The sequence below is a fragment of the Paraburkholderia sp. 40 genome (assembly GCF_050434105.1).
GTDB lineage: Bacteria > Pseudomonadota > Gammaproteobacteria > Burkholderiales > Burkholderiaceae > Paraburkholderia > Paraburkholderia tuberum.
In genome coordinates, this window is the sequence record NZ_JBNPVY010000002.1 from 2,305,108 (window position 1) to 2,324,560 (window position 19,453).

Here is a 19,453-nt window from a genome sequence, read left to right on the forward strand (position 1 = left end):
CCGCCGTTCGCCAGGATTTCATTTCATATCGAGGAGCACGCAATGGCCTTCATCACCCTGCGGCAACTGCTGGATCACGCGGCCGAACATGACTACGGCGTGCCCGCGTTCAACGTCAACAACATGGAGCAGATTCACGCGATCATGCGCGCGGCCGAGGCCACCGATAGCCCGGTGATCCTGCAGGCGTCGGCCGGCGCGCGCAAGTACGCGGGCGAGCCGTATCTGCGCCATCTGGTGCTCGCCGCGCTCGAAGCGCACCCGGACATTCCGCTCGTGCTGCATCAGGATCACGGCGCGAGCCCCGCGGTGTGTCAGCAGGCGATCCGCTCGGGCTTCACGTCGGTGATGATGGACGGCTCGCTGCTGCCCGATCAGAAAACCCCCGCCGCGTACGACTACAACGTCGAGGTGAGCCGGCGCGTGGTGGACGCCGCGCATGCGGTCGGCGTGTCGGTGGAAGGCGAGCTCGGCTGTCTCGGTTCGCTCGAAACCGGCACGGCAGGCGAAGAGGACGGCGTCGGCGCACAAGGCAAGCTCACACGCGAGCACCTGCTGACCGATCCGGACGAAGCGCGGCGCTTCGTCGACGCGACCGGCGTCGATGCGCTCGCGATCGCGATCGGTACTTCGCACGGCGCGTACAAGTTCAGCCGCGAGCCGACCGGCGACATCCTCGCGATCGACCGGATCGCCGATATCCATGCGCGGATTCCGAACACGCATCTGGTGATGCACGGTTCGTCGTCGGTGCCGCAGGAATGGCTCGCGCTGATCCGCGAATATGGCGGCGAGATTCCGACCACCTACGGCGTGCCCGTCGACGAAATCCGCCGCGGCATCGCGCAGGGCGTGCGCAAGGTCAACATCGACACCGACATCCGTCTCGCGATGAGCGGCGCGATGCGCAAGTCGCTCGCCAATGCCCGCGCGGAGTTCGATCCGCGCGCGGCATTGAAGGCCGCCACCGCCGCGGCGAGCGCGATCTGCGTCGAGCGATTCGAGGCGTTCGGTTGCGCGGGGCAGGCGGCGCGCATCAGGCCGCTGCCGCTCGACACGATGGCGAGCCGCTACCACTAACGCCACCGGACGGAGAACGCAATGCGCGAATTCCTGATTGCGCCGTCGCTGTTGTCGGCGGATTTCGCCCGGCTCGCCGACGAGATTCGCGACGTGACGGCGGCCGGCGCGGACTGGATTCATCTGGACGTGATGGACAACCACTACGTGCCGAACCTGACGGTCGGCCCACTCGTGTGCTCGGCGATCCGGCCGTACACGACGCTGCCGTTCGACGTGCATCTGATGACCACGCCCGTCGATCCGCTGGTGTCGGCGTTTGCCGAGGCCGGCGCGAACCTGATCAGTTTTCATCCGGAGGCGACGCTGCACGTGCATCGGACCATCGAACTGATCCGCTCGCACGGTGCGCGCGCGGGGCTGGCGCTGAATCCGGCCACGCCGCTCGCGGCGCTCGATCACGTGCTGGAGATGCTCGACGTCGTGCTGGTGATGTCGGTGAATCCAGGCTTCGGCGGCCAGGCATTCATCGCCGAAACGCTCGACAAGTTGCGGCTGCTGCGCGAGCGTGTCGACACGACGATGCAGCGCACCGGGCGGCCCTTGCTGATCGAAGTGGACGGCGGCGTGAAGGCGTCGAACATCGCGCGTGCCGCCACGGCAGGTGCGGACGTGTTCGTTGCCGGGTCGGCCGTGTTCGGTGCGGGCGATCGCGCGCAGGCGATTCGCGGCATGCGCGGCGAACTGGCTACTGTCGACGAACACGCGCGGGTGGCGGCCATGCAGTGATGGCGCTGCTGTTTCAGCGCTCTTTCATCGTCTCGCCCGGCGCGCACCATGCGCTGAGATCTTCTTCAGGCCGGTCGACCGCGCAGCCCCAGTCGAGCGGCTGGTCCTGATCGAAGCGCTTGCCGAGCCGCCATGCAATCTCGGCCCGCGCAAGCTGCACGCCCATATAGAACGCGTGGCCGCCGTCTGTTTCGAGCTTCAACTGCGGGTACAGCGCGAACGGATCGTCGCCGCGACGATGGCCGTCGCGGTTGTACACGTGAATGCCATCGGCGCTGATCTGTACGCGGAAATTCGGGTCACGCACGCCGCGCGCGAATTCGTCGATTTCTTCGGCGCTGTACGGAAACGGCCGTTTCGCGTGGACCGTCGCGAGTTCGGTGCTGATGCCCTTCGGCAGCACCTGCGCATCGCGCGCGGCATGCATCACGCGGCGCGCGACATCGGCTTCGCGCAACGCGCGCCGCGCATGCTGGCTCACCGACGTCGCCAGCACCGCGCCAACGCGCAATTCAGCCGCCATGCCAAGCAGCACCGCGTTGATGCCGCTCGTGTCGGCCTCGGTGAGTTCGGTCACGTTGCCGATGCCCATCATGATCGCGATGTCGGGATAGCGCTCGCGCAAGCGCACATAGCGCGCAATCGACGCGGCCAGCCCGAACGGAATCGGATCGAGAATCGGATCGGCGAGAAACGCGCGGCCGCACACGGACAGCGCGTCGATCGCGGCGTCGAGCGAAGCGGGGTCGGCCGGTTCGCGCGCGACGAGGATCGGCGTCGACGGCACTTCGTCGGCGATCCATAGCGTATCGAGGTTCAGGCTCATCAGATAGTCGGCGCCCGCGCGGCCGCCGCGCAGTAGTTCGTCGTTGCGCATCGAATCGACGCTGACGCGATAGCCTTCGGCCTTCAGCCGCCGCACCGCGTCTTCGAGATGCGGAAACGGCGTGTCCGGCAGACAGCCGATGTCGATCACGTCCGCGCCTTGGGTCGCATACTCGCACGCCCTTGCCGCGATGCCGTCGAGGTCGAGGCGCGGCGCATCGACGATCTCCGCGAATATCTCCGTGTCGTAGCGGCTCAGATCGAACGGCTTCGCCTTGCGGCCGAAAAATTGCGGCAAGTCCTTGACCTCCTCGGGACCGCGTTCGAACGGCACGCCGTAGTGCGTGCTCAGCGCGTCGAGATCGCCACGGCAGCGGCCCGGCACGATCACGCGCTGCGCGGCGAGCGGCGCGCTCACGCGGCGCTGAATCAGGTCGGCGGTCATCAACGCGGCCACTTGCAGGCCGATTTCGCGCACCTCCCAACTGAACGGCGTCGGCGCCATGCCGTCGAGCACGCGCCGCAGGCTCGGTTCGGCAAGCCGGCCGGTCAGGAAGAGGAGGTGGTCCATGCGAGGTCGAGGGTCGCGAGGCGTTGGGTGAGCGCCGCTTCGAGTTCGTCGAGCGAGCGCGCGAGCGTCGTGTATTCGAAGCGCGCCAGACGCTCGACGTTGTCGAGTTCGATCGCCCGTGGCCGCAGTTCGACCCATTCGTCCGGGCTATGCGTGATCACGCTCGGTTCGGTGTCGCACGCAAAGACGATGCCGGGGATGCATTGCTTGCCGGCCTGCGCGTACATATTGGTCGGCAGCGTATCCGAGATGCCGTAAGCACATTTGGCGACCGTGTTGCTGGTGGCGGGTGCGATCACGACCGTGTGATAGACGCCGTGATACAGCATGCCGACCGGCACGCCGCTCGCGCTGTTGTCGCGCAGTACGCGAAAGTGTTCGCGCAGCTTGTCGAGCGACCAGCCATAGAGCGGCAGCACTTCCTCGGCCGCCGCGGACAGAAACAGATCGACGCGCGGCAAGCGCCGCGCGAGCGCGATCGATTCTTCCAGCATATGACCGGAGCCGGTCACGCACCACGCGAAGTGCGCATCCGGCTTGAAGTCGGCGAGATCGCGGGCGCCCTTGCGAGCAGACTCGCTGGGGGACCTGAGGGACGACCCGGTCATGCGTCGAGATCGAACGGCATGCCGTCGGGCGGCGAGCCTTCATGCGACAGCCGGATGTGCAGCCGGCGCATCTTGCGATACAGCGTATTGCGGCTGATGCCGAGCGCCTTCGCGACGTTGCTGACGTTCCAGCGGTGCTCGTCGAGCAGCGACAGCACCGTTTCGCGCTCGTTCAGCTGGATCGCGTTCAGCGAAGAAATGTCCGCTTCGTCGGCGAGATGCCCGTCCATGTCCGCGTTCGCGAGGCGCAGCGCGATCGGCAGGTCGACCGCCGACGTGCGTTGCGTGACCTCGGGCGGCAGATGCTCGCAGCGGATCGGCTCGCCGTCGGACAGCGCGATGGCCATCTGCAACACGTGACGCAGCTGACGGATGTTGCCGGGCCACGCGTAGGTGAGCAGCGCGTGTTCGGCTTCCGGCGTCAGATCGGGCGGATCGTCGGTTTCGTTCGCGAGCAGATGATGGATCAGCGGCAGCTTGTCGACGCGCTCGCGCAGCGCCGGCAGATTCAGCTCGACGCCCTTGAGCCGGTAGTACAGATCCTCGCGGAATTGCCCGCTTTGCACGAGTTCGAGCAGATTGCGGTGGCTCGCGCTGATCAGCTGGAAATTGACCTTGACGGTGGTCTCGGCGCCGAGCGGCGTGACCTCGTGCTCCTCGATCACGCGCAGCAGGCGAGCCTGCAACACGAGCGGCATGTCGCCGATCTCGTCGAGAAACAGCGTACCGCCGTTGGCCTGCACGATCTTGCCGCGCCGTCCTTCGCGCTGCGCGCCGGTAAACGCGCCCGCGCGGTAGCCGAACAGCTCGCTCTCGATCAGGTTCTCCGGCAGCGACGCGCAGTTGACCGGCACGAACAGACCGTCGGCGTGCGGGCTGATGCTATGCAACGCCTGCGCGAAGACTTCCTTGCCGGTGCCGGTCTGGCCGCGCAGCACGATCGGAATCTTGCGCTGGATCACGCGCGCGGCCAACTGGATCTGCGAGGCCATGCGCGGGTCGCCGAATTCGAGGTGCGCGATCTCGTCGAGCTTCGGCACCGGCGGATGTTTCTCGTGTTTTTCGGAGGCGTTGGCGCGCATGGCGGAGTCGGGGACGAGCACGCGCGTCACGCGCCCCGTGGCGTTTTGCGGCGTCTGCGCGACGAGGAAAAAGCGGTTCGTCGCGTTTGCGCTGTAGACGGTGACCGGATGGAACGAGCCGCGAATGCTGCGCGCGATCATGTCTTCGAGCGACGCGTTGAATGCTTCCTCGATGCGCCGGCCGCGCAGCTCGCTCAGCGAGCGGAAGCCCAGCTGGAACAGCGCGCTGCGATTCGCGGCGAGCACGGTGCTGTCGTCGCCGACCGCGAGCTTGCCGCCGTGCAGCGTGCCCACGAATTCCGGGCGGCTGTGGAAATGGATCATGTTGGCGTGCCGGTAGCGCGCATCGAGCAGACGGTTTTCGATCATCTGACGCGACATGCCGACCAGCACCAGCGAGTGCTGCTGCAGCAGCTTCGAGCGGCTCGTGACGTCGAGCACGCCGGCGATTTCGCCGCCGTCGTCGAAGATCGGCGCGGCTGAGCACGTCAGCGACGTATAACGCGGATAGAAATGCTCGTGCTGACAGACGGCGATGCAGTCGCGCTCCGCGAGGCAGGTGCCCATGCCGTTGGTGCCGGCTTCGCGTTCGCTCCACAGCGCGCCGACGCGAAAGCCGTCGACGGCGACCGCCTCGGCGAACGGCACGGACGACACCTGATGCACGATCACGCCGCCAGAATCGACGAGCACGACCGCGAGCTCGGGATCGGCCAGTTGCTGATAGAGCGTCGTCATCTCGAGCTTCGAACACGCGATCAGATCGCCGAGCGCCTCACGGCGCGCGCTGAGTTCGTACTCGGTGAGCACCGGCGGCGGCACGAAACGCGCGGGGTCCAGCTGGAATTCGTTGATGCAGCGCGTCCACGACTGAGCTACGGGTTCGCTTGTCGGGCGCGTGGTCAACTGATGGTTGACCACCTTCAGAACTTCCCGGACGTGCGTACTGCTGTCAGCGAGCAACGACATGGGATTTGTCTCCGTTGCGTCATTTCGGAAGCGTGACTGCTTCGCACGCCGCGAATGCCGCTTTATCAAGCCTGCCTGCCCCTGGTGCGGCGGAATTTCGGTTCGCCTGGGCCCTCCCGACCGCGCCCTACTACGAGGCGGGTGTTTAAAACTGTACGCCCGATGCAGGATTGGTTCAACAGAAAGTCACACTGGGTTTACCTCACTGTGCCCGGAATTTGCTTTTCTCGATGCGCGACGCGTTAAACGGTTTGCAGGTTGCATGCCTGTCGCAGCTTCGGCACAGAGTGTGCCGCGCGTCGTTCAGTTCTACTGTTCTACTGTTGCATCGTTTCGCTCGTCATCACTGGCTGTTCAATCCTGGGCCGCGCCGCGGCGGAGAGCAAATCATGGATCGTTTCGATACTATTCGCCTTGCCGCATTTTCCAGCCTCGGCGCCAATCCCGGCCCGCAAGTCGGCGCGTTGCCCGAGCGCCTCGACATCGTATTCATCGAGAATTTCATCGGCCAGACGGTCATCGGTATCGATAGCAGTGAGTTGCATGTTTGCGCAACCGGTGCGTGTGAACCTGGCTATCGGCGTGCCAGCGATTCGCGCCTGCGCGACGGACCGGATCGAAGATACGGTCAACTACGCGGCCGTGCGCCTGGCGCTGCTCGAGCTGTTCGCGTCGCATCGCGTGCGGCTGCTGGAGGCGCTTGCCGAGACGATTGCGCAACTGCTGATCGCCGACTTCGGCGCGCACTGGGTGCGCGTGTCGCTCGCGAAGCCGGCCAAGTTCGCCGACCTCGCGGCCGTCGGCGTGCAGATCGAGCGGCGTCGCGGCGATGGCTCGGCGTTGGCCGTGGGTCTCGCGCGGTACGCGTCGCTGGGCGAGGGGCTGGTGCCGAATTGAGGGGGGCACCGAGCCGGGGGCGCCGAGCCGGGCGCGCCGAGCGGGGGGCGCCGAGCCGGGGGCGCCGAGCCGGGCGCGCAGAACGCCCGGCGTGTTTCAGGCCGTGGTCATTTCGCCACGGTCGACGTTTTCTGCGGACCGAGTCCGCACGCCTGATATGCGCTGGTTTGCAGCGCGCGGAAGTGCCTGGTTTGCGCCTTAGCGTGGTCGACGCGGAATTCCGCGCCGCCTTCGCCGCCTAGCGTCGCGTACTTCGAGAAGGTCGACTGGTCGACGAATTCGTCGTACGGCAACGACGCGGCCATCTTGTCGATCACGCACGAGCACTTGTAGACGTTCGCGAAATCGTGGCCGTTATCGTCCATGCAGCTGAGCACGTATTCGACGCGACCCTCGGTCGGATAGTTGTAGCCGCCCGCCCACGCGAGCGGCGCGGCGAGCAGGAGCGAGGTAAAGGCGAGAAGCGCGCGACATCTGTTGGTCATTGAATGCCTCTGCGAGAGCATTGAGCCTGCTTCGCGAACCGCTGCGCGAGATGCGTGCCTTGCGGCCGCGAGGCGACGGGAGGCGCGAGGAGGCGGTGCCGGCAACGGCGCCGCGTCTCCTGCGCTTGCATGCGCCGTCAGTTCGGCGCGAACGGATGCGCGACGCTGCCCTTCTTCGCCATCACTTCAGCCGCGCTCGGGTCGCCGCTGACCGCGCGCTTGATGGCCTCGCGCGTCGCCTGATAGTTGAACTGCTGGATCTTCTTGTCGTCCTCGGCCTGCCAGTGAATGAACACGCCGACGCAGAGGAACAGATCGTCGGCTTCTTCCTGCGGGATCGTGCCGTCCTCGACACTGTCGGCCACCGCGAGCGCGACCGCGTGCTGCGCCGGGCCGAACATCTGCACGGCCTGCTTGGCGCCTTTGATCGTCACCTTGTTGAACAGGATCGTATTGGGCTTCGTGATGAGATTGGGCGCGACGACGGCGAGCAGCGACGTGAAGCCGTCCTTGTTATTGGTGAGCGCGTTGCAGAACGCGGTTTCCGCAGCCGAACCTCGCGGTCCGATCAGCAAGTCGATGTGCGCGACCTCGTTGCCGTCGCCGACGAGCGATTCACCGATCATGACGCGGTTGATCTTGGCCATTCTGTTCCTCCAATGAGTAGGTATGGACCTGCTAACGAGGCGCCGCCCGCGATCGTCCAGATCAGCATCGCGAGAGCGGTGCGGGAATGCACGGCGGTACTAACTAACAGGTTCCGTGCCAGTTGTCGCCAAGGGCCTGCTGACGCGGCTGTTCGGGTCTTCTTCAGTCCAGACGATTCAGGGTTAACCGCGCCCTTCGACGCAGCGCGCAAGAAACAGCGTGGCCACCGCGAGGTCCGCGCTGGTGCCGGGATTGATCGCGCGGGCCTTCAATTCGGCATCCCAGGCATCGAGTTGCGGATCGCCCGCCGGGCGGCGCGCGGCGGGTCGCGCCTGGCGCCAGCGCGCGTGCTGTTCGCGTGCCACGAGCGTGACACTCTGCGCCAGCGCGCGGCCGTGCTTGCGCACAATGTGAGAGTCGGGCCAGCCGCCGAGGAACGTGAGAAACACGTTGAGCATCGCGATTTCGCCTGGATCGGCGGGCGCGGGTTCGGGCGTTGGTCTCGAGGCTTCGAAGTAAGCGGCGAGGCCGGTGTCGAACAGGTCGGCGAAACCGTTCGCGTACTGCCGCGCGATGCTGTCGCGCCGGCTGGCAAGCCGCATCGCGTCGCGCAGGCCGATCGTCGGCGGTGCGTGGACCGATTGCTCGGGCGCGTCGCCGAGGCCGCCGGGATTGGCGAGCGCGATCGCGCGGTAAGCAAGCCGAGCGTCTTCGACGTCGAGCCGGCTCAGCACGTCGCCGACGGCCGCGCGCCACGCTTGCGCCGACACCGGCGGTTCGCCGGTTTCGTCGAGGGCCGCGGCGAGCGGCGCAACCAGCAGCACGATGCCGAGATTCGTATTGCAGCCGACGGCCGCGCGCGTGCGCGTGACCGCGTCGAGAATGCGCTGTCCGACGCGCTCGCCGCGCGCGAATAGCGCGTCGAGTGACGCCTCCGCGCTGGCGAGGAACTGGGCCGCGTGCATGCCGTGGCCGGGGCTTTGGGTGCTGACGTTGCCGGGTTTCGGCGTGGTGATGTCGAGCGCGCAGGCTTCGAGGAAGGCAGCGCGCGCGTGCTCGTCGGGAATCGCATGAGTGTCCGGCATCGCGCTCAAGCCCGGCGCTGCGGAGACTGCTCAGGCAATCCGGCGCTAGCGGCTTGCTCGGCCAGCCTGCGATCGAGCAGATCGTCGACGAGCGCCGCCGCGACATCGAGCGGCACGACCGACTGCAAACCGCGCCACGCGGCCACGCCGTTGACTTCGAGCACGAGGGGCAGCGCGGCGTCGTCGGCATTCGGGATCAGGTCCACGCCCGCGTAGTCGAGCCCGAGCGCGGCGGTTGCGCGCACTGCCGTCTGTGCAAGCGGGACCGTGAGTTCGGCGGGCTCGCAGCGCGCGCCTTGCGCGACGTTGTGAATCCAGCCCTTGCCGCCGCTGCGCCGCATCGCCGCGACCGCCTTGCCGCCGATCACCAGCACGCGCCAGTCGAAACCGGGCCGGTTGCTCGCGACGAAGCGCTGCAGATAAGCGACCTGCCGATAACGGGCGAGCGACGGCAACGGCGCGAGCAGCCCGCCGCGCACGCCGAGCCGTTTGAGCCCGTGGCCTTGCGAGCCGAACAGCGGCTTGAGCACGACCTGACGGCCGGCGGCCGCTTCGCGCATCAGTACGCGTTGCGCGAACGCGGCGGATTCGCCGGCCCAGGTGGCCGGTGTCGGCACGCCCGCGCGATGCAGCAGGAAGCTCGTCATCGACTTGTCGACGCTGCGCTCGATCGCGCGCGCGTCGTTGTACACCGGCACGCCCGATTCGCGCAGCGCGTGCAGGATGCCGAGCCGCAGCGTCACCTGCTCGAAGCTGCCGCCGGCGATGCCGCGTACGAACACCGCGTCCGGCAGCGTGCGGCCGAAGCCCGGGATCGCGAGGCCGTGCGGCAGCCACGTGGTGTCGATGCGGCAATCCGCGAGATCGACGCAACGCGCTTCGGCGCCGCGCGCGCGGAACGCCTTTTTCAGCCGGCCGGTGTGCCAGCCGGTTTCGTCGGTCATGATCGCGATGCGCACGCCTGATGTGATCATCATCGCGCGACGGACTCGCCGCCCCACTGTTTGCGCAGCAGGCCGCCGTCGAGCCGGCCGCCATGATAGGTCGCGCCGCTTTCGAGGCTGCTGACCCACACTTCGGCGGGCGCGAACAGCGCGGGATCGATCTGATAGAAGTCGAAGTTGACGGCCGTGAAGACGTCCGCGAACGGCCGGCCGTAGTCGCGCGAATTGGCGGAGGGGAGGGTGTCGGCGAGACGTTGCGCGATCTCGTCGTGCTGGACGGTCAGGTGCACGCGGCCGCCGTACAGGATCGCGTCGTTGGTGCGGCCCATCGCCTGAATGCCGTCGGGGGCGGGCGGCGGCAGCGGCGCCGAGCCCGTCCCCGCGACGATCTCATCGAGCGGTACGCCGAGCACGTGCACCTTGTGCAGCGCAACTTCGACGACGCGGGCGACGACCTGTACCGTTCCCGCGACAGAGTGTGTCGGCGTGACGATCAGCGTCAGGTGTTCGGGCGCGAGGCCGCAATCGTGCAGCACCTTGTCGATCACGACCTGCGGCGGCAGGCGGTCCACTTCGAGCACCAGCGCGCCGCGCTCGTGGCGGTCGCGATAGCCGAGTTCGTCGAATAGCGGCTCCTTGACCGCGAGCGCGCGCGCGGGCCCAGAGCCGAGCGAAAAGAATTTCTTGCCGCCGGTTTGCTCGCTGGTCGCCGACAGGCTCCAGCCCGCGTACTGGCTGCCGAGACAGGCGAGCACCGGCGACGACGTGCTGACCTCGAGCATCGTCGGCCACAGCGGCGCGGCGTCGAAGTTCGCGCGTACCGCGACGCGGCCGAGACCGCCCATGCAGATGCGCGCGATCAGCACGCCGGCGTCGAGGCCGCCGCGCGCGTCGACGCCGGCGTCGGCGATCACGGTGCCATCGCGCGTGCGCGTCAGCGCGACGCCGAGCTGTGCCGCTTGATCGACGAGCCGTGCTACGAGGCGCTCTGAAAGCGCGTTCACGCTCGGCAACGCGGCGGGCGGGGAAGTCTCAGCTGTGGGCGTGGAGGCAGGCATGGTCGGGTTCATCGCAGGTTTCGATTCGTTGGACGACGCGTTCGTGCTGCGCGTCGAGCGCGGTGAGCACCGCGTCTACCGATGCCGCTCGCGCGTGCAGCGTGCAGACCGGCTGCCCTGCGTCGATGCGAGTGCCCGGCATCGGCACGTCGCGGCATTGCGGGTCGCGCAGGCAGGCGTCCGAGAACGCGGCCGAGACGCTGAACGGCCGCTGCGCGAACAGCACGCGCTGACCGGCGCGCCAGCGCGGCGCGCGGGCGAGCGCGAGGCTCGCGGCCGACGGCGCGCGGCCGTGGCGGCACGCGTCGAGGTGGCAGGCGAGCAGGCCGGCAGGCCATGCATCGGGCGACGCGGTTTCGTAGAGCGCCATCGTCGACGAAGGGCGCGGGTTGATTTCGAGCACGTCGAACGAGGTGCCGTCCGACAGGAAGTCGCAGCTGTTGATGCCGACGAGGCCGGTGTTTGCGCACAGCGCGTCGAGCGCTTGCTGCACGTGCGCGATGAACGCTGGCGGCAAGTCGATCGGCCCGATCGAGCCCGCATGCACGAAGCGCAGATCGCCGATCGCGCAGATGAATTGCTCGGCGAAACCGATCAGATGCGCGCTGCCGTGCGCGCCGATGAAAAGCGCCGACAGCGAGCGGCCGTGGCCAATGCGCTGGAAGTAGCCGTGCGCGGAGTCGGTCGTTAAATGGAACGAGTCGGCCGTCTCGATATGCGTACCGCCACAACCATCCGCCTGCTTGAACAGCCAGCCCTCGGCCGTCGCGGGCCGCTCGAACGACACAGCCGGATGCGCAATCCGCAACGCGTCGAGCAGCGCGAAGAAACGCCGCGGCTCGCGCACGGCCGCGATCGCCTCGGCAGCGTTGCCGAGAAAGCGCGGCAAGCCGGATTCGCGGCACAACTGAGGCATCAAAGGTTCGAGCCCGCTGCCGCCGATCCAGCCAAGCAAACCCGGCAAGCGCGCGACACGCGCAAGCGCATCGACGAGCCGCGCCCGGTCGATCCCGAGCGCGCCATCACCACGGCCGATGTCGAACCATAGCTCGGCGGCCTCGCGCGTGTCGCGGTCGCCGAAGATATCGAGCGCGGCGACATGCAGGCCGGCGCGCGCCGCGGACTGCGCGAGCAAGCGCGCGGACTGCCCGACGACCGCGACCAACGGCGCATGCATGAGCGGGCGGTGCGACTTCATGACGACCGCGCTCAGCCGAGACCGCCCGCGACCGCGCGGGCCTCGTCGTAGGCTTCAGGGAAGCCCAGGTAGACCGGCTTACCACCCGTGCGCATGCGCATGAAGAGGCGATGCTCGACCTGATATTTGACGTTGCCGATCGCCAGCGCGCCGATGCCGACCGCGCCCGCGTTCGGCACGCCGTCGATCGGCTTGCCGTCGTTCATCACGTTCACGCCGGCGATCCCTTCGGGCGGCACCGCGTTGACGTCGGCGGCGACGAGCAGGCGCTTCGCATGCACGAGGTCGTCCCTGCCGACCACCCGCGCGCCCGCGACGGCGGTGGCGAGCACGATTTCCGCGTCGGCGAGCGCGCCGCGCAGTTCGTCGGGCGTCGTGGCGCCGATGCCGTTCGTGAAGATGCCGAAGCGCTTGTTGACTTCGGCCGAGGCCCCGAGCGCGCGATTGCGGTCGTGGTGGCTCGCGATCGTCACGTCGGCGCCGCGCGACGCGGCGATCGCCGCCGCGATGCGCCCGACCGCGCCCGTTCCGCCGAGAATCAGCACGCGCTTGCCGCCCAGCTCCACGCCGTGCTGTTTGCCCAGATGCCGCTCGACCAGCGCGACGAGCGCGGCCGCGGTCGTGTACGAACCGCTCGGATCGGCGAACACCGAGACCTCGAACGGCGGGACCATCGCGCGGCGCGCGGTGTCGAGCATGTCGGCGGCCTGCATCACGTCCCGTCCGCCGATGAAGATGCCGGTGCGAGACACCCCTTTCGGGCCGCGCGAGAAGATCGCGTCCTGCGTCAGATTCGCGACCATGCCCGCTTCGACGTTGCAATACGGCACGATGACCTGATAGCCGGCGTCGGCGGCCATGTTGACGTCGAACGGACTCATCTGCGGCGTGGCCGTGAACATGTGCAGGATGTAGGGCCTTTCAATGGTTTCTGACATGGCAGGGCTCGTTTTAGTGGCAATCTCGGGGACGGCGCAAGACAAAGCCGCGCCGCTCGTGGCAGCGCCTTACGTAAGCGGCGGCCTGAGCGGTGCAGCGCATCATGCGGCGTCGATGTGCGGCGCGCGCGCCTCGGCGCCGCTGATCGCCGCGCCGCTGTTGCGGCCCGCGGCGACGCTGCATTCAATATGCGGCAGCGCGCTCGCGACGGCGCGCGCGGTCGCGAGCGCGCGGTCGGCCTCGCGCGCGCTCGCGAGCACCGCGAAGCCAGTCGGGCCCCACGAGGTTTGGCCAATGCCGGCGGTGCGTTCGGCGGCGACCGCGCGCAGCACGCGCTCGACGTCGGGACTCGCGAACACGCCGCCTTGCGCGCTCGCGAAATATTCGCCGATGGTCTGCTGCAGCTCGGTGAGGCCGTGCGCGAACGGTGCGAAGTTATGTTCGGCGGCGCCGGGCAGGATCTGCATCAGCACCAGATGGCACAGATGCGCGGCGAGCCGCTGCGGAAACGGCGCGAGCGATGCGAGCGCGCCGCGTTCCTCGGTACCGTGCAAGCCCTCGCGGCTGTTGTCGCTGACGAGCAGCACGCGCCACGGCTGCGGAAACGGCTGGCGCGACAGCAGCGGCGGCATGCTCTGGCGCAGATCGCGGGGCGGGCCGCCATCGAGCAGCAGGCCGCCGCACTCGAAGCCGAGTATGCCGATGCCGGAGCGGGCGCCGCGCCCGAGCAGACTGGCGAGCTCGGCGCTCCTCGCCGGCTGGCCGACAAGGCGCGCGAACGCGGTGCCGACCGCCAGCGCCAGCTGCGTGCCGGAGCCGAGGCCGGTGTGCGCGCGCGGCGCCTCCAGCACGTCGATCGCGAGTGTCGCCGGTCCATAGGCGGCCTGCAGCCGCGCGAGACTCAGCGCGATGCGCTCGCGCTCGGCCTCGCTGACCACGCCGCCGATCTGCTCGCGTTCGGCGAGCCGCGCTTCGATCCGCGTGCCGTGCGTATCGATGACGAGCCCCAGGCTGCCGAACGCACGCCCGAGCGACGCGTTCGGATCGAGAAAGCCCAGATGCAGCCGCGCGGGCGCATCGATCGTGATGGGGGCGCGTGGCGGCAGGCGGCGGAGCTGAAGCGGCATCTCGAGTGTCCTCAGGTGTCCTTGCGGGTGCACAAGACCGGGTTCGGCCGCGAGGCGTCCGCAACGCGTCGCGGGTTCCAGCGATAGTGCGCCCGGCGACGTCAAGCGAAAGCCGTACCAGGCACGCGCAACGGCCGCCGCCGCGGGTTCGGCCCATTGGAACCTCTAAACGGGCACGCCTCGCCCCACGCGGTTTCGCCGCCGCATGGACGCTGTGTGACGCCGAAGGCGCACTGTGTCACGCGCTGTTTCATCCGGCGACAGGAACGCGTGTCAACTGCCTTGCGCGGGTTTGGGCGCGTCGTACTTGATATAGCGGAAGCGCTGATCGTCGGCGGGCGTGCCTTCGAGCGGGCCGTCCTCGAGCCCGGGCTGCCAGTGGACCACCGATTCGATCTTCGTCGCGAGCGCGAAGTCCTTGTCGGTGATGCCCTTGGCGCTGTGCGTCTTCAGCTTCACGGTCACGAATGCGTACGAGACCGTCAGATCGGGGTGGTGCCAGGCGGCTTCCGCGAGGTGGCCGACGGTGTTGACCACCATCAGCGTTCCCTTCCAGCCCTCGGTGCGGTATTTGCGCCGTAGCCAGCCATCTTCCAGATACCAGTGCTGCAGCGGACCGACGAGGCGCTGCTGGATCTCTTCGTCGGTATAGACGTGCTCGGTGTTTGCCATGGCTGTTGCTCCTCGAATGCGCGAATCGATCGCCGAACGAAGCATCGTTGCAAGTGACAGGCCCGTGCCGCGGCGTGTGATTCGCAAAGGACACGATTCGTATCACGCAAGTGACACAGTATGTGCCGCATCGCGTGACGCAGGGCCCTTCAGCTTACCGCCATGCAAGCATCGGCGTGCAACGCCCGAGTGCCGCGACACGTCGCGCGTGCCGAGTCGCCGGGCCAGCGCAGCCAATAGCGGCGAACGTTGCCGCTATTCCGGCATGGAATATGCGTCGGCCGTTCATGCGTCGCGAAGCCCGACATCGAATCGGGATAGCGCGTTAATCGTTACCTGCACTCGAGAAGGCGCGCACGATGCGATGAGGTAGCGTGGGTCATTCGTGAGTTGAACAGCAGGACAATTCTGGAGGGGACATGAACTTACGCACTGTAGTTCTTGGGCTCGCGATCCTCGCATCCGCAGCCTTTGGCTCTCTGGCTGCGCAGGCCGATTCGCAGCTCGACGGACTGATGAAAAACCCAGCCAACTGGGCGACCCAGGCGGGCGATTATGCGAATCACCGCTACAGCCCGCTCAAGCAGATCAACGAGAACAACGTCGGCAAACTGCAGGTCGCATGGACCATGTCGACCGGCGTGCTGCGCGGCCATGAAGGCGCGCCGCTCGTGATCGGCGACACGATGTATATCCACTCCCCGTTTCCGAACAAGGTTATTGCGGTCAACCTGAAGGATCAGACGTTCATCTGGCAGTATCAGCCGAAGCAGGATGAACAGGTCGTCTCGGTGATGTGCTGCGACACCGTCAATCGCGGTCTCGCATATGGCGACGGCAAGATCTTCCTGCAGCAGGCCGACACCAAGCTCGTCGCGCTGAACGCGAAGACGGGCGAGGTGGTGTGGAGCGCGCAGAACGGCAATCCGAAAGCCGGCGAAACCAACACCAACGCGCCGCACGTATTCGGCGACAAGGTGCTGACTGGCATCTCGGGGCGGCGAGTTCGGCGTGCGTGGACGTCTGATCGCGTACGACATCAAGACCGGCAAACCGGTCTGGACCGCGTACAGCACGGGCCCCGACAACGACATGCTGCTCGACCCGCAAAAGACGATGACGTACTCCAATGGCCAGATGGTGCCGGTGGGCGCGGATTCGTCGGTGAAGTCGTGGAAGGGGGACCAGTGGAAGCTTGGCGGCGGCACCACGTGGGGCTGGTATGCGTGGGATCCGAAACTCAACCTTGTCTACTACGGTACTGGCAATCCGGGCACATGGAACCCGACGCAACGTCCGGGCGACAACAAATGGTCGATGTCGATCTTCGCGCGCGACCTGAATACCGGCACGGCCAAATGGGTCTACCAGATGACGCCGCACGACGAATGGGACTATGACGGCGTCAACGAAATGATCCTGTCCGATCTGACGATCAACGGCAAGCAGGTGCCCGCGATCGTGCACTTCGACCGGAACGGCTTCGGCTATACGCTCAATCGCGTAACCGGAGAGCTGCTGGTCGCGCAGAAGTACGACCCGGCGGTGAACTGGGCCGACCGTGTCGATCTGAAAAGCGGCCTGCCGATCCGCAACGCGGCGTACTCGACGCAGGCGGCCGGGTCCGATCACAACGTGAAGGGCATCTGCCCGGCGGCACTCGGTTCGAAGGACCAGCAACCGGCGGCGTACGATCCGAACTCGCATCTGTTCCTCGTGCCGACCAACCACGTCTGCATGGACTATGAGCCGTTCGATGTCGACTACGTGTCGGGACAGCCGTATGTCGGCGCCACGCTGTCGATGTATCCGGGCCCGAACGAGGGCAACTCGATGGGCAACTTCATCGCGTGGGATGCGAGCAAGGGCAAGATCGTCTACTCGAAGCCGGAGAGGTTCTCGGTGTGGTCGGGTGTGCTGGCGACCGCGGGCGGCATCGCGTTCTACGGCACGCTGGAAGGCTACCTGAAGGCGGTGCGCATCAAGGACGGCAAGGAACTGTGGCGCTTCAAGACGCCGTCGGGAATCATCGGCAACGTCTTCACGTATGAGTATCAGGGCAAGCAGTACGTCGGCGTGTATTCGGGCATCGGCGGCTGGGCCGGCATCGGCATGGCGGCGGGTCTGGAGAAGCCGACCGAAGGTCTGGGTGCGGTCGGCGGCTACAAAGATCTCGCGAAGTACACCGCGCTCGGCGGCACGCTGTTCGTGTTCGCGATTCCTGGCGAAAAGAGCTGAACGAACGGCTGAAATGAAAGGCTGAACGAGCGGGGCGGCTTGAACAGGCACGGCCGCCCCGTCAGCCTCGCGCAAGCATTGAATCACCCCCAGATCGCGCCCGTTGATGGATGCGTCGATGACACGCATCGGGGCGCGGCTTATTCCCAGATGGAGACATGTGCATGAAAGGCCGATCTATCCTGTTGCTCACCGTGTTGCCCGCAGCGCTCGTCGCGCTGCCCGTCGGATACGCGCAGAACAATCCTTCGATTGCGCAGGTCGCGTACAAGGTGGTCGACGGCACCAAGGTGGACAGTAATACGCTGCAGGGCTGGAAGACGTGGCGAGCGCTCGCTTGCGAACGCTGCCACGGCGCGCAGCAGCAGGGCATGGTCGGGCCGTCGCTGATCGACGCGTTCAAGACGCTGGACAAGACCGAGTTTCATCGCACGGTGTTCGGCGGCCGGGTGGACAAGGGCATGCCCGATTTCAGCACGAGCCAGATGATGCAGAAGAACTGGGAAAACCTCTACGCGTACCTGAAAGGGCGCTCCGATGGACAGATCAAGCCGGGCGATCTGCAGGCCATCGACGCCAAATAACGCCGTGTCGTCATTCTTCCGGAGGCTCACGATGCGTGATAAGAGAAGCATGTCCGTGCATGTCAGCGTGATCGCGGCCGCGTTGTGTGGCGCGGCGCTCGCGAGCGCCGCGGTCCGGGCGGACGGCCCCGCGCTGCCGAACAACGACGGCGCGGACGGCGTGCTCAGGGTGTGCGCGGACCCGAACAACATGCCGTTGTCGAACGACAAGGGCGAGGGCTACGAGAACCGCATCGCGGCCCAGATGGCGAGCGACTTCGGCTACAAGCTCGAATACACGTACTTTCCGCAGCGCATGGGCTTCGTGCGCCACACGCTGCGCGAGAAGGAGGATGGCAGCGAGCGCTATCGCTGCGACCTGATCATCGGCGTGCCGAAGGGCTATGACATGACGTCGACGACGCAGCCGTATCTGCGCTCGACCTACGCAATGGTGCTGCCGAACCGCCCCGAGTTCGCGAGCATCAAGACGCCCGACGACCTGCTGAAGCTGCCGCCCGATCAACTGCACAAGCTGCGCTTCGGCATCTTTTCGCAAACCCCCGCGGTGGACTGGCTGCTCGGCCACAACCTGATCGACCAGGCGGTGTCGTACCAGGTGCAAAGCGGCGATCCGGCCGTGTACCCGGGCCAGATGATCGAACACGACCTGCACGCGGGCAACGTGGACGTGGTGTTCCTATGGGGGCCGATTGCGGGCTACTTCGCGAAGCGCGCCGGTGATTCGGTCAGACTCGTGCCGTTCCCACCGGGGCCGGGCATCCGCTTCGACTACACGATTTCGATGGGCGTGCGCTACGGCGAGAAGGACTGGAAGGACAAGGTGGATCAATGGATTGGCGCGAATCACGACAAGATCGACAGCATCCTCGCGACCTACCAGGTGCCGATGCTCAAACCGGTCGACGCGCCGGCGGGCAAGCCTGGCGACGCGTCGCAATGACGCGCGCGCGCGGCGCCTGGCTGCGCGCGGCACGCGCCGCGCTGATGGGCACGCTGTGTGTGCTGTGCCTCGCGCCAGCCGCCGCGCGTGCGGCGAGTCCGGCGTCGGCGCCGGGCGGCGACGAGATCACGCCGGCCGAGCGGCTGATTTTTCTGAGCGATCATCTGCACGGCGTCGCCGCGCAGACCGAACTCGACTACGCGCTGATCGATTCCGGGCAACCGTCTCGCAGTGCCGATGTCGTCAAGGTGCTGGTGCTGAGCGAGAACAACGCGAAAGGCGACGCACAGGTGTCCGACCATAGCGGCAGCGTGAACCTGCCGATCGGCGGCCTGCAGTGCAATCCGGCAATCATTTATTTTCTCGAACACGACATCGCGGAGATGCAGGGTCTCACCGGCGGGCAGCGCCGCTATTTCCAGCAGCGTCTGCGTCTCGCGCTCGCCGCGGGGCCGCAGATCGACAGCGTGCCGAGCGAGGTCGGCGGCAAGCCGGTCAGCGCGCGGCGCATCGTCGTGCAGCCTTATCTGAACGATCCGAACGCGGAGCGCTTCGCACAATACACGGGCAAGCGCTACACGTTCCTGCTCGCAGACGGCGTGCCGGGCCAGGTCGTGCAGATCCGCACCGACGTGCCGGGCCCCAACAACGACTTTGCGCATCCGGCGCATACGGAGTCGTTGAGCTTTCAATCGGCACTGAACAAGTTGCCTTCGGGCAAGGCGCCGGCGAAACCGTCATCGAATGCGCCGCGAGCGAGTCGCTGAATCA

General features: G+C 66.9%; 17 protein-coding genes and 2 pseudogenes. 7 read left to right on the plus strand and 12 right to left on the minus strand.

Features of this window, described 5'->3' with window-relative positions; all coding sequences use genetic code 11:
• Positions 1-42 precede the first annotated feature (42 nt).
• Both fba and rpe read left to right on the plus strand, forming a co-directional pair.
• A complete protein-coding gene (gene fba, locus OKW28_RS11900) occupies positions 43-1,080 on the plus strand; it encodes a class II fructose-bisphosphate aldolase (RefSeq protein WP_429445716.1) in 1,038 nt (345 codons plus the stop codon).
• Between the two features lie 21 nt (positions 1,081-1,101).
• Positions 1,102-1,809: a ribulose-phosphate 3-epimerase gene (rpe, locus tag OKW28_RS11905; protein WP_429445718.1), complete on the plus strand. Its 708-nt coding sequence runs from the start codon at positions 1,102-1,104 to the stop codon at positions 1,807-1,809.
• 13 nt (positions 1,810-1,822) lie between these two features.
• Here the strand turns inward: rpe and OKW28_RS11910 are convergent, their stop codons facing one another.
• From OKW28_RS11910 to OKW28_RS11920, 3 genes are read right to left on the minus strand one after another with little or no spacing between them, the layout of a single operon-like run.
• Positions 1,823-3,205 (minus strand): DUF6513 domain-containing protein, encoded by a 1,383-nt coding sequence (locus OKW28_RS11910; protein ID WP_429445720.1) that lies wholly within the window; start codon positions 3,203-3,205, stop codon positions 1,823-1,825.
• Entirely contained in the window at positions 3,184-3,813 is a 630-nt protein-coding gene (locus OKW28_RS11915; RefSeq protein WP_429292271.1) for a flavoprotein, read from the minus strand. Before OKW28_RS11915 ends, OKW28_RS11910 begins: the two co-directional genes overlap by 22 nt.
• Positions 3,810-5,864 carry a sigma-54-dependent Fis family transcriptional regulator gene (locus tag OKW28_RS11920; RefSeq protein WP_429445722.1) on the minus strand — a complete coding sequence of 685 codons (2,055 nt, stop codon included), beginning with the start codon at positions 5,862-5,864 and terminating at the stop codon, positions 3,810-3,812. The genes OKW28_RS11915 and OKW28_RS11920 overlap by 4 nt, the downstream gene beginning before the upstream one ends.
• A 389-nt stretch (positions 5,865-6,253) precedes the next feature.
• On the opposite strand from OKW28_RS11920, the pseudogene OKW28_RS11925 reads away from it, so the two are divergent.
• Positions 6,254-6,761 (plus strand): annotated as a pseudogene (locus tag OKW28_RS11925) (dihydroneopterin aldolase).
• Between the two features lie 107 nt (positions 6,762-6,868).
• On the opposite strand, the gene OKW28_RS11930 reads toward OKW28_RS11925, so the two are convergent.
• The 9 genes from OKW28_RS11930 to OKW28_RS11970 all read right to left on the minus strand — a co-directional run bounded on the left by OKW28_RS11930 (position 6,869) and on the right by OKW28_RS11970 (position 14,917).
• Positions 6,869-7,246, minus strand: a complete 378-nt coding sequence (locus OKW28_RS11930; protein ID WP_429445724.1) for a hypothetical protein — start codon at positions 7,244-7,246, stop codon at positions 6,869-6,871.
• Positions 7,247-7,383: 137 nt separating this feature from the next.
• Entirely contained in the window at positions 7,384-7,893 is a 510-nt protein-coding gene (fae, locus tag OKW28_RS11935) for a formaldehyde-activating enzyme (protein WP_184067342.1), read from the minus strand.
• Between the two features lie 183 nt (positions 7,894-8,076).
• Positions 8,077-8,979, minus strand: coding sequence for a triphosphoribosyl-dephospho-CoA synthase (locus tag OKW28_RS11940; protein ID WP_429445726.1), 903 nt, complete (start codon positions 8,977-8,979; stop codon positions 8,077-8,079).
• Positions 8,980-8,984: 5 nt separating this feature from the next.
• A complete protein-coding gene (locus OKW28_RS11945; protein WP_429445727.1) occupies positions 8,985-9,956 on the minus strand; it encodes an ATP-grasp domain-containing protein in 972 nt (323 codons plus the stop codon).
• Positions 9,953-10,993 carry a methenyltetrahydromethanopterin cyclohydrolase gene (gene mch, locus OKW28_RS11950; RefSeq protein ID WP_429445729.1) on the minus strand — a complete coding sequence of 347 codons (1,041 nt, stop codon included), beginning with the start codon at positions 10,991-10,993 and terminating at the stop codon, positions 9,953-9,955. Before mch ends, OKW28_RS11945 begins: the two co-directional genes overlap by 4 nt.
• Positions 10,956-12,179 (minus strand): ATP-grasp domain-containing protein, encoded by a 1,224-nt coding sequence (locus OKW28_RS11955; RefSeq protein WP_429445731.1) that lies wholly within the window; start codon positions 12,177-12,179, stop codon positions 10,956-10,958. The genes mch and OKW28_RS11955 overlap by 38 nt, the downstream gene beginning before the upstream one ends.
• Before the next feature lie 11 nt (positions 12,180-12,190).
• Positions 12,191-13,117 (minus strand): NAD(P)-dependent methylenetetrahydromethanopterin dehydrogenase, encoded by a 927-nt coding sequence (locus tag OKW28_RS11960; RefSeq protein ID WP_429445733.1) that lies wholly within the window; start codon positions 13,115-13,117, stop codon positions 12,191-12,193.
• A 102-nt stretch (positions 13,118-13,219) separates the two neighbouring features.
• Positions 13,220-14,245, minus strand: coding sequence for a beta-ribofuranosylaminobenzene 5'-phosphate synthase family protein (locus tag OKW28_RS11965; protein WP_429445735.1), 1,026 nt, complete (start codon positions 14,243-14,245; stop codon positions 13,220-13,222).
• Between the two features lie 273 nt (positions 14,246-14,518).
• Positions 14,519-14,917: a 4a-hydroxytetrahydrobiopterin dehydratase gene (locus tag OKW28_RS11970; protein ID WP_090809095.1), complete on the minus strand. Its 399-nt coding sequence runs from the start codon at positions 14,915-14,917 to the stop codon at positions 14,519-14,521.
• A gap of 419 nt (positions 14,918-15,336) precedes the next feature.
• Between OKW28_RS11970 and OKW28_RS11975 the strand changes: the two are divergent.
• From OKW28_RS11975 to OKW28_RS11990, 4 genes and pseudogenes are all read left to right on the plus strand, one after another.
• A pseudogene (locus tag OKW28_RS11975) lies at positions 15,337-17,155 on the plus strand (methanol/ethanol family PQQ-dependent dehydrogenase).
• Between the two features lie 164 nt (positions 17,156-17,319).
• Positions 17,320-17,739, plus strand: a complete 420-nt coding sequence (locus OKW28_RS11980; RefSeq protein WP_429445736.1) for a c-type cytochrome — start codon at positions 17,320-17,322, stop codon at positions 17,737-17,739.
• 31 nt (positions 17,740-17,770) lie between these two features.
• Positions 17,771-18,682: a substrate-binding domain-containing protein gene (locus OKW28_RS11985; protein WP_429445738.1), complete on the plus strand. Its 912-nt coding sequence runs from the start codon at positions 17,771-17,773 to the stop codon at positions 18,680-18,682.
• Positions 18,679-19,449 (plus strand): hypothetical protein, encoded by a 771-nt coding sequence (locus OKW28_RS11990; protein WP_429445740.1) that lies wholly within the window; start codon positions 18,679-18,681, stop codon positions 19,447-19,449. Before OKW28_RS11985 ends, OKW28_RS11990 begins: the two co-directional genes overlap by 4 nt.
• Positions 19,450-19,453: the final 4 nt, after the last annotated feature.